The 13,786-nt window shown below is 69.2% G+C and carries 17 protein-coding genes and 1 pseudogene; 10 read left to right on the top strand and 8 right to left on the bottom strand.

Annotation, left to right across the window (positions count from 1 at the left end; translation table 11 throughout):
- Window positions 1-15 precede the first annotated feature (15 nt).
- The 3 genes and pseudogenes from BM333_RS12455 to BM333_RS12445 all read right to left on the bottom strand — a co-directional run.
- Window positions 16-276 (bottom strand): annotated as a pseudogene (locus tag BM333_RS12455) (transposase); the annotation flags it as partial.
- 392 nt (window positions 277-668) lie between these two features.
- Complete coding sequence (locus BM333_RS12450; RefSeq protein ID WP_143105824.1) at window positions 669-1,250, bottom strand: hypothetical protein; 582 nt, start codon at window positions 1,248-1,250, stop codon at window positions 669-671.
- Window positions 1,251-1,662: 412 nt separating this feature from the next.
- On the bottom strand, window positions 1,663-1,902 hold the full coding sequence (locus BM333_RS12445; protein ID WP_092312098.1) for an acyl carrier protein: 240 nt from the start codon (window positions 1,900-1,902) through the stop codon (window positions 1,663-1,665).
- A 257-nt stretch (window positions 1,903-2,159) separates the two neighbouring features.
- Here BM333_RS12445 and BM333_RS12440 point away from each other — a divergent pair, with 257 nt between their 5' ends.
- Window positions 2,160-2,567: a GxxExxY protein gene (locus BM333_RS12440; protein ID WP_092312095.1), complete on the top strand. Its 408-nt coding sequence runs from the start codon at window positions 2,160-2,162 to the stop codon at window positions 2,565-2,567.
- 111 nt (window positions 2,568-2,678) lie between these two features.
- On the opposite strand, the gene BM333_RS12435 is transcribed toward BM333_RS12440, so the two are convergent.
- Window positions 2,679-3,701, bottom strand: a complete 1,023-nt coding sequence (locus tag BM333_RS12435) for a polyprenyl synthetase family protein (protein WP_092312092.1) — start codon at window positions 3,699-3,701, stop codon at window positions 2,679-2,681.
- A gap of 98 nt (window positions 3,702-3,799) precedes the next feature.
- Here BM333_RS12435 and BM333_RS12430 point away from each other — a divergent pair, with 98 nt between their 5' ends.
- Window positions 3,800-4,546 (top strand): tRNA1(Val) (adenine(37)-N6)-methyltransferase, encoded by a 747-nt coding sequence (locus BM333_RS12430; RefSeq protein ID WP_245777261.1) that lies wholly within the window; start codon window positions 3,800-3,802, stop codon window positions 4,544-4,546.
- 29 nt (window positions 4,547-4,575) lie between these two features.
- Window positions 4,576-5,187 (top strand): TIGR02466 family protein, encoded by a 612-nt coding sequence (locus BM333_RS12425; RefSeq protein WP_092312089.1) that lies wholly within the window; start codon window positions 4,576-4,578, stop codon window positions 5,185-5,187.
- A gap of 3 nt (window positions 5,188-5,190) precedes the next feature.
- Here the strand turns inward: BM333_RS12425 and BM333_RS12420 are convergent, their stop codons facing one another.
- Entirely contained in the window at window positions 5,191-5,391 is a 201-nt protein-coding gene (locus tag BM333_RS12420) for a hypothetical protein (protein ID WP_092312086.1), read from the bottom strand.
- Window positions 5,392-5,518: 127 nt separating this feature from the next.
- Here BM333_RS12420 and BM333_RS12415 point away from each other — a divergent pair, with 127 nt between their 5' ends.
- Window positions 5,519-5,920 carry a hypothetical protein gene (locus tag BM333_RS12415; RefSeq protein ID WP_092312083.1) on the top strand — a complete coding sequence of 134 codons (402 nt, stop codon included), beginning with the start codon at window positions 5,519-5,521 and terminating at the stop codon, window positions 5,918-5,920.
- Window positions 5,921-6,044: 124 nt separating this feature from the next.
- A complete protein-coding gene (gene ettA, locus BM333_RS12410; RefSeq protein ID WP_092312080.1) occupies window positions 6,045-7,712 on the top strand; it encodes an energy-dependent translational throttle protein EttA in 1,668 nt (555 codons plus the stop codon).
- Between the two features lie 12 nt (window positions 7,713-7,724).
- On the opposite strand, the gene BM333_RS12405 is transcribed toward ettA, so the two are convergent.
- Together BM333_RS12405 and BM333_RS12400 are read right to left on the bottom strand one after the other, a co-directional pair.
- Window positions 7,725-8,060, bottom strand: coding sequence for a type II toxin-antitoxin system PemK/MazF family toxin (locus BM333_RS12405; RefSeq protein WP_092312077.1), 336 nt, complete (start codon window positions 8,058-8,060; stop codon window positions 7,725-7,727).
- Window positions 8,053-8,271, bottom strand: coding sequence for an addiction module antitoxin (locus BM333_RS12400; protein ID WP_092312074.1), 219 nt, complete (start codon window positions 8,269-8,271; stop codon window positions 8,053-8,055). Before BM333_RS12400 ends, BM333_RS12405 begins: the two co-directional genes overlap by 8 nt.
- A 40-nt stretch (window positions 8,272-8,311) precedes the next feature.
- On the opposite strand from BM333_RS12400, the gene BM333_RS12395 reads away from it, so the two are divergent.
- Entirely contained in the window at window positions 8,312-9,244 is a 933-nt protein-coding gene (locus BM333_RS12395; RefSeq protein WP_092312071.1) for a 2-hydroxyacid dehydrogenase, read from the top strand.
- A 74-nt stretch (window positions 9,245-9,318) separates the two neighbouring features.
- On the top strand, window positions 9,319-10,221 hold the full coding sequence (locus BM333_RS12390; protein ID WP_245777260.1) for a DUF6065 family protein: 903 nt from the start codon (window positions 9,319-9,321) through the stop codon (window positions 10,219-10,221).
- On the opposite strand, the gene BM333_RS12385 is transcribed toward BM333_RS12390, so the two are convergent.
- Window positions 10,222-10,701, bottom strand: coding sequence for an EF-hand domain-containing protein (locus BM333_RS12385; RefSeq protein WP_092312068.1), 480 nt, complete (start codon window positions 10,699-10,701; stop codon window positions 10,222-10,224). It lies immediately after the preceding gene.
- 107 nt (window positions 10,702-10,808) lie between these two features.
- On the opposite strand from BM333_RS12385, the gene BM333_RS12380 reads away from it, so the two are divergent.
- The 3 genes from BM333_RS12380 to BM333_RS12370 are packed head-to-tail and all read left to right on the top strand — an operon-like array spanning window position 10,809 to window position 13,785.
- Complete coding sequence (locus BM333_RS12380; protein WP_092312065.1) at window positions 10,809-11,771, top strand: ArsR/SmtB family transcription factor; 963 nt, start codon at window positions 10,809-10,811, stop codon at window positions 11,769-11,771.
- Complete coding sequence (gene metF / locus BM333_RS12375; protein ID WP_092312062.1) at window positions 11,768-12,721, top strand: methylenetetrahydrofolate reductase [NAD(P)H]; 954 nt, start codon at window positions 11,768-11,770, stop codon at window positions 12,719-12,721. Before BM333_RS12380 ends, metF begins: the two co-directional genes overlap by 4 nt.
- On the top strand, window positions 12,718-13,785 hold the full coding sequence (locus tag BM333_RS12370) for a homocysteine S-methyltransferase family protein (protein WP_092312059.1): 1,068 nt from the start codon (window positions 12,718-12,720) through the stop codon (window positions 13,783-13,785). Before metF ends, BM333_RS12370 begins: the two co-directional genes overlap by 4 nt.
- Window position 13,786 lies beyond the last annotated feature (1 nt).

The following is a 13,786-nucleotide window of genomic DNA, read 5'->3' as shown; positions in this document are numbered from 1 at the left end:
CAGCGGGCGTCACCACTTTTTTCCCAGAAGGTCCTTCAACGCGACGTTGTCCAGCATCGCGTCCGCCAACATCCGCTTCAGCTTCGCGTTCTCGTCCTCCAGCGCCTTCAGCCGCCTGGCCTCCGACACGTCCATGCCGCCGAACCTGGCCTTCCACTTGTAGAAGGTCGCCGAGCTGACGCCGTGCCGCCGGCAGACCTCCGACGTCGCTACACCGGCCTCCTGCTCCCGCAGGATCCCAATGATCTGCTCTTCCGTGAACCTTGACCGCTTCATTCTGTCCGTCCTTTCAAGGGGCGGACTCTAGCTATTCCTGGAGGAGTTTCAGGGGGTCACGTCACGCGGGCTGCCCACATCAATAGCATTCCGTAGGTGGTGGGGTGTCGTTCTTATCATTGGCGGGGTCGGCGAGCTATATAAGGTCCGCCTCCCACCCATCGCGGACGTTCGGACGTACGGCACGCCCTAGTCGGCACCGCGCACCAGCGGTCATGCGGCCGCAAGAGCGACATTCCGCGCGTGAGCCTGAGGTCGCTTTCGAGCGCACTCTAAGTTGTTGGCCGGTTGGGCGTGGCTTCGACCTGCGCTCGCCAGAAGAGCCGCTATCGTAGCCAAAGTCCAAGGTGTGCGACCCGTTATCCGGCGCCAGGCTCTGAGATTGACGATTGTCAGCTACGTCGCGTGTGTCGGGGTGCGAGGCGCTCGGCCCAGATCGCTGCCGCTTCCAACAACTCCTTGACGATATCGATCGCCGCCTTGACCCACTTGTTGTTGGCAATCGATTTGAAGAAGCTCTCGAGAAACTTGGAAAGAGCGTCGGCCCACTTTCCCCAGCCACGCAGGCGCTGGGACAGCTTCATAAGCTCGCGCCCGACGGGATTCAAATGATCGGAGATCGCCACCTTGAGAACAAGCTGGTCGTCGGCCAGGCCATAGTCCGAGAACGTCGCGATCTGATCCTGATCAGCAGATTCCGCGAAGTCGGCAATTTGTAGGAGTTTCGGAGCTCCGTCCTCGCGCAAGAGCCGGGCCAGTTCAAAGGAAACGTCGGCGATAGGTCGATCGGATCCGAGATCGTATTTCCCAGCTACCTCGAACTCTGCAGCCATGGCCGCGATATTCTCCGCCGACCGCCGCAGATAGTCTGCTAGAGGTCTGCTGCCATCGCCGCTTCCTGAACGACCGTCGTCGGGCGGGATCATCATGCCGCCGCCCATTCCGATATCGTCCCTTGTTCCGGTGCTCGACACGTCACCTCCCCCAACCCTGCTAAAGAAGCTCTTTTCGCTCTAGTCCCACCACTGTCCAACTCTGACCCGCTACTGGCTGGACTTAGACGAAAGCAAAAAGCAGCGGTATTTGACACCATTCTTGGCCAGGACAAAGGTCTGGGGCGGGCTGGTTCGAAGACGAGGATCTTCCACCTCCGCCGGCTGAGCGGAAGCGGTGGGAGGAAGTGACATACGGGCTACGCGAGCTGAGCTTCCGTGGCATGGCAGGTCCAAGCGCCGGAGGTGAGTCCGAAGCGTGCGGCCGCGATGCCGACCTTCCGAAGGTCCGCAACGAGTCAGGTTCGGACTCCCCCGCCCGCGCAAAAAAGCCGCCGCAGCGCCCTTGCGCCACGGCGGCTCTTTCATAGCCGTCCGACAGACCGGTCGGGGCTTAGCCCGCCAGCTTCTCGTCGATGAACTTCACGGCGTCGCCGACCGTCTGGATGTGCTCGGCGGCGTCGTCGGGGATCTCGATGTCGAACTCTTCCTCGAAGGCCATGACCAGTTCGACGTTGTCGAGCGAGTCGGCGCCGAGGTCGTCGATGAAGCTGGCCTTTTCGGTGACCTTGTCCGGATCGGCGTCCAGGTGGTCGATCACGATCTTGCGGACGCGTTCCAGGGTGTCGGACATGTTGTGTCTGCCTTCTGATGCCGTTGTGCCGGCGGTTGTCTCAACTCTGCCGTATGACGACGGCGACGACGGTGCAAGCCTTCAACGAAGACTCACCCCGACCGGTTGCGAGCGCTTTAGCACAGCCGGGGCGGCGGGAAACAGTCCCGGTGCGGGCGGCGACGGGTTGTGATGGCCGGTCAGCGGGGGTGGGCGTAGTCTGCGGTCGGGTCAGTGCTGTGGGTGGCGTCGCTGGTTCATCACAAAGGACACGAAGGATGCACGAAGGACACGACGGGACCGAGCCCGTGTCCGCGAGCGTGGAAGGTGTGGGACGCGGCGTGGTGGACGCGGCCTTCACCGTGCATCGCGCGCTGGGGCCGGGGCTGCTGGAGTCCGTCTACGAAGCTTGCCTGGCGGAGGAGCTGCGCGGAAGAGGGCTGCGGGTCGAGCGGCAGGTCGGAATCCCCGTCGCCTACGGCGACGTGAAGGTCGATGTGGGCTGCCGGCTGGATTTGCTGGTCGAAGATCGCGTGATCGTGGAGATCAAGGCGATCGACGCCCTGGCGTCGATCCATTCGGCCCAACTCCTCACCTACCTGCGCTTCTCGGGCGCGAGGCTGGGCTACCTGATCAACTTCAACACCGTGCTGCTGAAGAACGGCCTCCGACGCCTGGTCCTCTGAGCAGCGGAGCGCCCTGGAGGCCGCATCGCCGCTCCCGTCGTGTTCTTTGTGTATCCTTCGTGTCCTTCGTGATGAACCAGCAATCGCCGGGTCATTCACGGACCGCGGGCGTCACGCCACCCGGCTGACCGCGAAGTCGGCGAGGCGTTCGAGGGCGGCGCGCCAGTCGCTGGCCGGCAGGGCGGACAGGGCGTCGCGGGCGAGGTCGGCGTAGTCCCAGGCGAGGTCGAGGGTGGCGGCGACCGAGCCGGAGCCGACGATGAGCTCGCGGGCGCGGCGGAAGTCGTCCTCCGTCCGCTCGCCCTTGTTGATGGTGCGGTCCCAGAAGGCGTCCTCGCGGCCGCGGGTGCGGGCGGCGGCGAGCAGCAGCGGCAGGGTGACCTTGCCCTCGCGGAAGTCGTCGCCGGCGTTCTTGCCCAGCACCTCGGACTGGCCGCCGTAGTCCAGCGCGTCGTCGGCCAGCTGGAAGGCGAGGCCGAGGTTGAGGCCGTAGGCGCGCAGGGCGGCGACGGTCGCGTCGTCGGCGTCGACCCCGACGGCCCCGGCCTCGGCGGCGGCGGCGAACAGCTCGGCGGTCTTGGCCGAGATGATGCGCAGGTAGGTGGCCTGGTCGAGGTTGAGGTCGTGGGCGCGGGTCAGCTGCAGCACCTCGCCCTCGGAGATGACGCTGGAGGCGGTGGCGAGGATGCCGAGCGCGCGCATGCGGCCGGTCTCGACCATCAGCTCGAAGGCGCGGGCGAACAGGTAGTCGCCGACCAGCACGCTGGACGGGGCGCCCCAGATCAGGTGGGCGGCGACCTTGCCGCGGCGCAGGTCGGAGGAGTCGACCACGTCGTCGTGCAGCAGGGTGGCGGTGTGGATGAACTCGACCGCGGCGGCGAGGCGGACCGGGGCCTCGATCGGGCCGCTGGCCCCGGCGGCGCGGGCGGCGGCGATGGTCAGAAGCGGGCGCAGGCGCTTGCCCCCGGCGGCGACGAGGTGGTCGGCCAGCATGGGGATCACCGGCACTTGGGACTGCATGCGCTCGACGATCAGGGCGTCGACGGCGGCCATGTCGGGGCCGGCCAGCCGCACGAGCGGCTCGACGTCTCCCTTGCGGCGGGTCTCGGCGACGGGGACTGCGTCCAAGGACATACTCTTCGGGAGGCGGCGCGGGAGGAAAATCCAGCCGCCGCCTTGCCCGGCGACGACGCGGCGCACAATGGTGACGGGGCAGGAAGGGGTCAAGCCGCGTGACCGTCGCAACCGGACTGGAAGTCGTGGAGAACGCCCTGCTGGGCGGTCGGGTGCGGCTGCGCCAGCCGGCCCGGGGCTATCGCGCCGGCATGGACGCGGCCCTGCTGGCGGCGACGGTGGCGGCGACGGCCGGCGAGCGGGTGGTCGAGGCGGGCTGCGGGGCCGGGGCGGTGCTGATGCAGATCGCGGCGCGGCGGCCGGGGGTGCAGCTGGCCGGGCTGGAGCGGGACCCGGCGCTGGCGGCGCTGGCGCGGGAGAACGCGGCTCTGAACGGGGCGGACGCCGAGGTGATCGAAGGCGACGTGGCGGCGGGCTTCCGGGCGCTGGGGCTGCCGCCGTTCGACCATGCGGTGAGCAATCCGCCCTTCTTCGACGATCCGGGCGCGCTGCGGGCCCCGGCGGCGGGCAAGCGCGGGGCGTGGATGGCCGACGCCGGGCTGGCGGCGTGGACGCGCTTCCTGCTGAAGGCGGTGCGCGAGGGCGGGACCATCACGGTGATCCACCGCGCCGACCGGCTGGCCGACCTGCTGGCGGGGCTGGGGGCGACGGCGGGCTCGTTCGCGGTGCGACCGGTGCACGCCTTCGCCGACGAACCGGCCAAGCGGGTGCTGGTGCGGGCGGTGAAGACCGGCAAGGCGCCGCTGCGCCTGCTGCCGGCGCTGGTGCTGCACGACCGCGGCGGCGGCAAGCATACGGCGGAGGCGGAGGCGGTGCTGCGGGGCGAGGCCGCCCTGCCCTTCTGATCCGCCGGGCCCTGCGCTAGACAGCCGCCATGTCCTTGCGCCCGCTGTTCGTCACCCAGGTCTACGAGGCCTCGCTCGCCGGTTCGCCGGGGTTCGAGGGGTTCAACGCGGCGCTGGCCGACGCCTGCCGCATGCTGGCGGTCGAGGACCGGGCCGGGCGGGCCTGGTGCCGCGAGCACGGCTACCGCGGCTACACCTCCTACGGCTCCCTGACCGACCTGCCGCAGCGGCTGCCGGAGTTCGCCGAACTGAAGCGTCACCTCGACCGGCATGCGCAAGCCTATGCGAAGGCGCTGAATTTCGAGCTGGCGCGCAAGCCGCGGCTGGACAATCTGTGGGTCAACGTCCTGAAGCCCGGCGGCGGTCACACCGGCCATATCCATCCGCACGCCTTCCTGTCGGGGACGATCTATGTGGAGGTCCCCGACGGGGCCTCGGCGCTGAAGCTGGAGGACCCGCGCCTGCCGATGATGATGGCCCGGCCGGGCGTGCGGGCCGACGCGCCCGAGGCCGAGCGGCCGTTCGTCTACCTGGCCCCGCGGGCCGGGACCCTCCTGATGTGGGAGAGCTGGCTGCGCCACGAGGTGCCGGCCAACGCCGCGAAGGCCGAGCGCATCTCGATCAGCTTCAACTACGCCTGAGGGTCAGGTCTTCGGCCTGCGCCGGGCGTCGCGCTGGCGGCGGGCCTCGTCGGCGGCGTCCAGCATGCGGATGCCGGACAGGTCGGCCTCCTCGGCCGACATGTGCATGGCGGCCTCGGGCGGGTCCTTGACCTCGACCTGCCCCTCCCGCCCCACCGGGTTGAGGGGGCCGCTGAAGTTCTTCGAATCCGGGGCGTCGGCCATGTCGCTCAAATGTTCGGCGGCGCACACAGTTCCGGCCGCATCGCGTGCAGATTTGTTTTGCGGCGTTAGCGGGCTGCAAACCTTGTGGCGCTATTCCGGGCCGGGTCCCTCCTGCCGATCGGCCGTCATGCTCGTCTCCCGCGCCACCGGCGTCATCCTGCTGCTCTACAGCGGCTTCCACACGGCCATCGGCCTGTGGGTGCCGCAGTTCCCGTGGCTGCTGACCGGCATCCTGCTGATCATCGGCGCCATCGCCCTGCTGGCCTGCCAGGGATGGTCGCGCATCGTCGTCTATGCGACCGCGCTGGCCGCGGCCGCGGTCGGACTGATCGGCCAGGTGGCGGCGGCCGGACAGGTCGACGCGGACATCCCCCTGGCGGTGATCATCTGGAGCCTGTGGACCTCGTTGTGGCTGGCGGTCGCCTATCTGGGCGCCCGCTACCTGCCGGAGCCGGGGCCGGACAGCTGGGAGCTGGTCTGGCCGCCCTTCGCGCGTCCCGCCGGCGATCCGGCCGACGCCGGGCGCTGAGACGGCCCTTCGCGGTCATCAAACCGCCCTGCCCGACCGCTACGGGTTTGCCCAACGACGGCCGGATCGCTACATCCCGCGCCAACCTCCCCGCACTTCCAGACGACAGGGCGCGACGCACCACATGGCGCAGCAATACATTTTCCAGATGCAGGGCCTGACCAAGGCCTACCCCGGCGGCAAGAAGGTCTTCGAGAACATCTGGCTGAGCTTCTACAACGACGCCAAGATCGGCGTCGTCGGCGTCAACGGCTCGGGCAAGTCGACCCTGCTGAAGATCATGGCCGGCCTCGACACCGAGTTCCAGGGCGAGGCGCGGGCCGCCGACGGGGTGAAGCGCGGCTATCTGGAGCAGGAGCCCCAGCTCGATCCCAACCTGAACGTCCGCGAGAACGTCGAGGCCTGGTGCGAGGAGAAGCAGTGGGTCAACCGCTTCAACGCCATCGCCGCCGAGATGGGCGAGAACTACTCCGACGAGCTGATGGAGGAGATGACATCGCTCCAGGAGAAGATCGACGCGGCGGACGTCTGGGACATCGACAGCCGCATCGAGATGGCCATGGACGCCCTGCGCTGCCCGCCGGACGACTGGGCGGTGACCAACCTGTCGGGGGGCGAGAAGCGCCGCGTGGCGCTGGCGCGCCTGCTGCTGTCCAAGCCCGACATGCTGCTGATGGACGAGCCGACCAACCACCTCGACGCCGAGTCCGTGGCCTGGCTGCAGCATCACCTCGAGAACTTCCCCGGTTGCGTCATCCTGGTGACCCACGACCGCTACTTCCTCGATCAGGTCACCAAGTGGACGCTGGAGCTGGACCGCGGCAAGGGACACCCGCACGAGGGCAACTATTCCTCCTGGCTTGAGGCCAAGCAGAAGCGCGTCGTGCAGGAGCAGTCCGAATCCGAGGCCCGTCAGCGCGCCCTGACCCGCGAGCTGGAGTGGGTCCGCTCGGGCGCCAAGGCCCGGCAGGCCAAGTCCAAGGCCCGTCTGGCGGCCTACGAGAAGATGGTCGCCGAACAGGAGAACGCGACCAAAGCCCAGACCCACGCCGTCATCCAGATTCCGCCCGGGCCGCGCCTCGGCAACGTCGTGCTGGAGGTCGAGGGGCTGGAGAAGTCCTACGGCGACAAGCTGCTGTTCAAGGACCTGACCTTCAAGCTGCCGCCCAACGGCATCGTCGGCGTGATCGGCCCCAACGGCGCCGGCAAGTCGACCCTGTTCCGCATGATCACCGGACAGGAGCAGCCCGACGCCGGCACGATCCGCGTCGGCGAGACGGTCAAGCTGGCCTACGTCGACCAGTCGCGCGACGACCTGAAGCCGGACGACACCATCTGGCAGGCCATCTCGGGCGGCACCGACGTGATGATGGTCGGCAAGCGCGAGATCAACACCCGCGCCTACGTCGGCAGCTTCAACTTCAAGGGCGGCGACCAGCAGAAGAAGGTCGGCCTGCTCTCGGGCGGTGAGCGCAACCGCGTCCACCTCGCCAAGACCCTCGCCACCGGCGGCAACCTGATCCTGCTCGACGAACCGACCAACGACCTCGACATCGAGACGCTGCAGAACCTCGAGGAGGCGCTGGAGGAGTTCGCCGGCTGCGCCGTGGTCATCAGCCACGACCGCTGGTTCCTCGACCGTCTCGCCACCCACATCCTCGCCTTCGAGGGCGACAGCCACGTGGAGTGGTTCGAAGGGAACTTCGAGGCCTACGAGGAGGACAAGAAGCGCCGCCTGGGCGCCGACAGCCTGATCCCGCACCGGATCAAGTTCCAGAAGTTCGGGCGCTGATCCGAAGGGCCGTCAGAGGGACAACTGGACCCTGACGGCCCTTTCCACTCCGGCCATATCCTGGACCGACAGTCGTCCCAAGCGACGCCCCAGGCGTCTCTTCGAGATGGTGGCGATCTGGTCCGCCATAGCCTTGCTGGACTGGGCGCCGACCGAGACGAGGGCTTCGGCCACGTAGACCCTCGACACATTGGTGGTGAGCGGGACCACCTGGACGCGGTTCAGCAGACGGTTGGCGACGTCGTTGCTGATCACCACCGCCGGGCGAATCTTCCTCACCTCGCCCCCGACCGAAGGGTCGAAGTCGACCCACCAGACCTCGCCCCGACGGGGGAAGTCCTCAGGCATCGACGTCCGCGATCAGGCCTTCCGTCCACGCCTCGGCTTCCGCCTCGCGAACCCCGTCGGCAGCCATGGCCGCATAATCCTCTTCCAGAGCCGGATCACTCACCAGAGGGCGCACCAGATCATTGACGAAGCGGCTGATCCGCCCGGCCCCCACGCGGGCGTGCAGGCCCTCGTAGACGTCCTCATCGACGGTGATGGTGAGCTTCTTCATAGGCTGGATGATACGTGCAAACACACGTATTGTCACCGTCATGACCCAGCGCCCGGCCGTGCTCATCGTGCAGCGCCATCTGGCGCCGCTGACCGCCTTCCTCGAAGGAACCTACGACGTCTATCGCCTGTGGGAGGGTCCGCCGGTCGAGGCGGCGCAAGACATCGGGGCGCTGGTGGTCGCGGGCGAGTTCCCGCTGGATCCGCGGCTGGTCGAAAGCCTGCCCAACCTGAAGCTCGTGGCCTGCTTCACCTCGGGCTACGACGGCATCGACGTGGCGTGGTGCCGGGCGCGGGGGCTGCCGGTCACCCATGCGCCGGGGGTCAACCACGAGGACGTCGCCGATCACGCCATCGGGCTGATCCTCGCGGCACGGCGCGGCATCGCGGCCGGCGATCGTTCGCTGCGGGCCGGCGGCTGGACGGCGGAGTCGAAGACGATCACTCATTCGCTGAAGGGGCAGAAGGTCGGCATCGTCGGCCTCGGCGCCATCGGCGAGGCCGTGGCCCGGCGGGCGGAGGCCCTGCGCATGCCGGTCCGCTGGTGGGGGCCGCGGGAGAAGGACGCGCCCTGGCCGCGGGCCGCATCGCTGCTGGAGCTGGCCCGCGAGAGCGACGTGCTGGTCGTGGCCTGCCGCGCCGACGAGAGCAACCGCGGCCTGATCTCCCGGGAGGTGATCGAGGCGCTCGGGCCCCATGGGCTGCTGGTCAATGTGGCGCGCGGCCAGCTGGTCGACGAGGACGCCCTGATCGCCGCGCTGCGCGAGGGGCGGCTGGGCCAGGCGGCGCTGGACGTGTTCGAGGCGGAACCGACCGACGCCGCCCGCTGGGCCGACGTACCGAACACGGTGCTGACGCCGCACACCGGCGGGGCGACCGCCGAGGCCGTGCAGGGCATGCTGATGCTGCTGCTGGAGAACCTGCAGGCGGCGTTCGCCGGTGAGCCGCTGAAGACGCCGGTGGCGGAGGACTGACGCCTTTTCGACTGGCGGACCGCCGGCTTCTGCGGTCAGATGGCGCGCAAGAGTTGTCCAGCCACGAGGCCCGCGTGAGCGAAACCGCGATCCAGACCCCGCCCGAAGCCGACGCCGCCGCGCCGCGGCTGGAGTGCTATCCGACCCAGCCCAATCCGCCGCAGCTGGTTCCCGGCCGGCCCGAACGCGACTGGATGGATGCCTTCGCGGCGCGGCACCCCTACCGCTGCCTGCCGCTGAGCATGGCCAACACCACCGGCTGGGACATCCTGTGCCCGGTCGGCTTCGAGGCCGAGTGGGACGGAGGCCTGGGCGCGGAATCGATCCGCTTCTTCCCCGACGGCGATCCGGCGGCGCTGGAGCACCTCGCCGTGTCGCACTTCACGCATGGCGTCCTGACCTTCCACGTCGGCTGGCTGTTCCGCACGCCGCCGGGCTGGGCGCTGCGCTGCGGCGGCAGCCCGAACCGCTTCAAGCACGGGATCGCGCCGCTGGAGGGCCTGGTCGAGACCGACTGGCTGCCCTACCCCTTCACCATGAACTGGCGCTTCACCGCCCCGGGACGGGTGCGCTTCGACAAGGACGAGCCGTTCTGCTTCATCCAGCCGGTGCAGCACCACCTCATCGAGGCCTTCCAGCCCGTCGGCGCCCCGCTGGACGCCGAAAGCGACCTGGGCCGCCAGTACGAGGCGTGGAAGGCGGTGCGATCGGACTTCAACACCCGCCTCGCCGACGGGGATCCGGAGGCCGCGAAGCAGGCCTGGCAGCGCTACTATTTTCGGGGCGAGTTCCCCGACCCGGCGGCGCCCCGACCGGAGAGCCACGTCAACAAGCGGCGGCTCGCGGCGCTGCCCGACCTGCCGGCGGCGGCTCCGGCGCCGCAGCCGCAGCCGCAGCCGCAGCCGCAGTCGCTCTTCGGGACCGTGGACTACACCGCGCTCGACGTTTCGCTGGGCGGCCCGTCGCGAAAGCCCTAATCAGTCGTTGTCTTCCATGCCGGGCATCGGCATGGGATCGGCGGCCGGCATCGGCATGGCGATCGGGGCGCGCGGCGCCGGCGGACGCGGCAGCTCATCGTCGGAGAGCCGGCCGTCGCCGTCCGCGTCCATCCGGTTGAACATCCGCAGCGCGCCGACCTGAAGCTCCTCGCGCGTCACCCGCGCGTCGTTGCTGGCGTCGGACTGGGACACCATGGCCCGGATGCGCGACCCTCCGCGGGCGGCGATCTCGCCCCGGCTGAGCACCATCAGCTCGCGGCCGGTGATGACGGCGTCCGCATCGGCGTCCAGCCGGTCGAACACGCGATCCGCCCAGGCGGGGACCTCGGCGGCGGCGCGGGGAGGTCCCATCATTCCCCCGCCAGCGCCGGGTTCCGGAGCGACCTGGGCCAGGGCGGCCGGGGCGGTGAAGGCGGCGACGGCGACGGTGACGAGGAAGACGGACCTGCTCGGGCTCATCGGTCTCAATCCGGGGTGAAATACAGGTCGACAGACTGTGCCCGTCAGGTCGATCTGGCCAGAGATTTTCCTTGCATAATCATATAAGGATATCTTTATATCATCTCATGTCCCTGACGCCTGAACAGACGGTCGACGCCCTCCGCGCCGCCGGCGAGCCGACCCGCCTGCGGATCCTGTCGCTGCTCGCCGGGGAGGAGCTTTCGGTCATGGAATTGTCCGGCGTGCTCGAGCAGAGCCAGCCGCGGGTCTCGAGGCATCTGAAGCTGATGGCCGACGCCGGCCTGATCGAACGGTTTCCGGACGGGGCTCGGGTCTTCTACCGCGTTTCCTCCACGGCGACGGCCCGGCGGCTGATCGACACCATCCTCGATCTGCTCGAGAGCAGCGCGGGCGCCGCGGACGACCGCCGGCTCGAGGAGGTTCGCCGCGACCGGGAGGCCGCCGCCAGCGCCTACTTCGAGCGGGTCGCCCCGCAGTGGGACCAGATCCGCTCCCTCTACGTCCGCGAGAGCGAGATCGAGGCCGCCATCCTCCGCATCGCCGGTCCGGGACCGTTCGAGCGGGTGGTGGACCTCGGGACCGGCTCGGGTCGAATGCTGACGCTTCTGGCCGGCAAGGCGCGGATGTCGGTCGGCCTCGATCTCAGCCAGAACATGCTCAACATCGCGCGCAGCAACGTCGCCAGGGCGGGGCTGGAGAAGGTCGAACTGCGCCATGGCGACATCTTCGCCACCCGCCTGCCCGACCAGAGCGCCGATCTGGTGCTGGTTCACCAGGTGCTGCACTACCTCGCCGATCCGGCCGCGGCGGTGGCCGAGGCGGCGCGCCTGGTGATGGAGGGGGGGCGGTTGCTGATCGTCGACTTCGCGCCGCATACGCTTGAGCATCTGCGCGAGGAACACCAGCATCGCCGGCTGGGCTTTGCCGACCAGGAGATGCGGGAGTGGCTGTCGGCCGCCGGCCTGAAGCCGGGCGCGCCCGTCATCATGCCGCCGGACACCGAGGGTCTGACGGTATCGATCTGGAGCGCCGAGCGGCCGGCCGCCGCGAGGGCGGACGCGGCATGACCGGTCCAGCCCTCAGCCTGTCGGAAGCCCGCGCCCTGCTGCTGTCGCCGCTGGGGCCGGTCGCGCGCGCCGGCCATGACGCATCCCGGCCCCGGGTTTCGTTCGAGTTCTTCCCGCCGAAGTCGGATGAAGCTGAAGCCAATCTCTGGCAGGCGGTCACCCGCCTGGCGCCGCTGCGGCCCGAGTTCGTCTCGGTAACCTACGGCGCCGGCGGCTCGACGCGGGAGCGCACCCACAGGACCGTCCAGCGGATTCTCTCGGAGACGAATCTGGCCCCCGCCGCCCATCTGACCTGCGTCGAGGCCAGCCGGGGCGAGGTCGATGCGGTGATCGACGCCTACCGGGAGGCCGGGGTCCGGCACATCGTCGCCCTGCGCGGCGACCCTCCGGGAGCCGCCGGCATCGGGGGCGCCTACGTCCCGCGCGCCGACGGCTACGCCAACGCCACCGAACTGACGGCGGCGATCGCCCGACGCGGCGATTTCGAGATCAGCGTCGGCTGCTATCCGGAGGGGCACCCGGAGAGCCCGTCGCCCGATCACGACATCGACGTGCTGAAGGCCAAGGTGGACGCCGGCGCGACCCGCGCGATCAGCCAGTTCTTCTTCGACATCGACGCCTTCCTGCGCTTCCGTGACAGGGTGCGGGCGGCGGGCATCGCCGTGCCGCTGATCCCGGGGATCATGCCGGTCACCAACTTCGTCGGTCTGCGTCGCATGTCGGCGGCCTGCGGCGCGGCGGTGCCGGCATGGCTGGCGACCCATTTCGACGGCCTGGACAACGACCCCGAGACCCGCCGGCTGATCGCCGCCTCCGTGGCCGCCGAGACCTGCGCGCGCCTGCAGGAGGAGGGCTTCGCCGACTTCCACTTCTACACCCTGAACCGCGCCGACCTGGTCTACGCCATCTGCCGGGTGCTGGGCGTGCGCGAAGAGAGGACCGACGCATGACCCGGGCCCAACGCATCTCCGCCCTGAAAGCCGCCGCGCGGGAGCGTGTCCTGGTGCTCGACGGCAGCTGGGGCGTCATGATCCAGCGTCGCGGCCTGGCCGAGGCCGACTTCCGCGGCGAGCGCTTCGCCGCCCACAACGGCCAGATGAAGGGCAACAACGACATCCTGTGCCTGACCCGGCCGGACGTCATCGCGGAACTGCATGACCAGTATTTCGCGGCTGGGGCCGATATCTCCGAGACCAACACCTTCTCGGCCACCACCATCGCCCAGGAGGACTACGGCCTCGACGAACAGGCGGTGTGGGACATCAACCTGGAAGGCGCGAAGCTGGCCCGGGCGGCGGCGGACCGGTGGACGGCGCAGGAGCCGCACAAGCCGCGCTTCGTCGCCGGGTCGATCGGGCCGCTGAACAAGATGCTGTCGATGTCGTCCGACGTGAACGATCCCGGCGCGCGCGGGGTGACCTTCGACCAGGTCTACGAGGCCTACCGACAGCAGGCTCGGGCGCTGCACCAGGGCGGCGTCGATCTGTTCCTGATCGAGACCATCACCGACACCCTGAACTGCAAGGCGGCGATCAAGGCGATTCTCGATCTCGAGGATGAGGGACTGGAGCCGCTGCCGATGTGGATCTCGGGCACCATCGTCGACCGCTCGGGCCGCACCCTGTCGGGCCAGACGGCCGAAGCCTTCTGGAACAGCGTGCGCCATGCGAAGCCGTTCGCCGTCGGCTTCAACTGCGCCCTGGGCGGCGAGCTGATGCGGCCGTTCATCGCCGAACTGAGCCGCGTGGCCGACACCCTGGTCGCCGCCTATCCCAACGCCGGCCTGCCCAACGCCATGGGCCAGTATGACGAGCAGCCGCACGAGACCGCCCACTTCATCGAGGAATGGGCGCGCAGCGGGCTGGTCAACATCGTCGGCGGCTGCTGCGGCACGACGCCGGAGCATATCCGCCATGTGGCCGAGGGCGTGGCCGGCGTGACGCCGCGGGCGATCCCGGAGCGGCCACGGGCGATGCGCCTGGCGGGCCTCGAACCCTTTGAACTGGTAGCCTGAG

Source organism: Brevundimonas viscosa, from assembly GCF_900116065.1.
Taxonomy (GTDB): Bacteria; Pseudomonadota; Alphaproteobacteria; order Caulobacterales; family Caulobacteraceae; genus Brevundimonas; species Brevundimonas viscosa.
The sequence above is the reverse complement of the archived record's forward strand: the minus strand, read 5'-3'. Positions and strand labels throughout refer to the sequence as shown.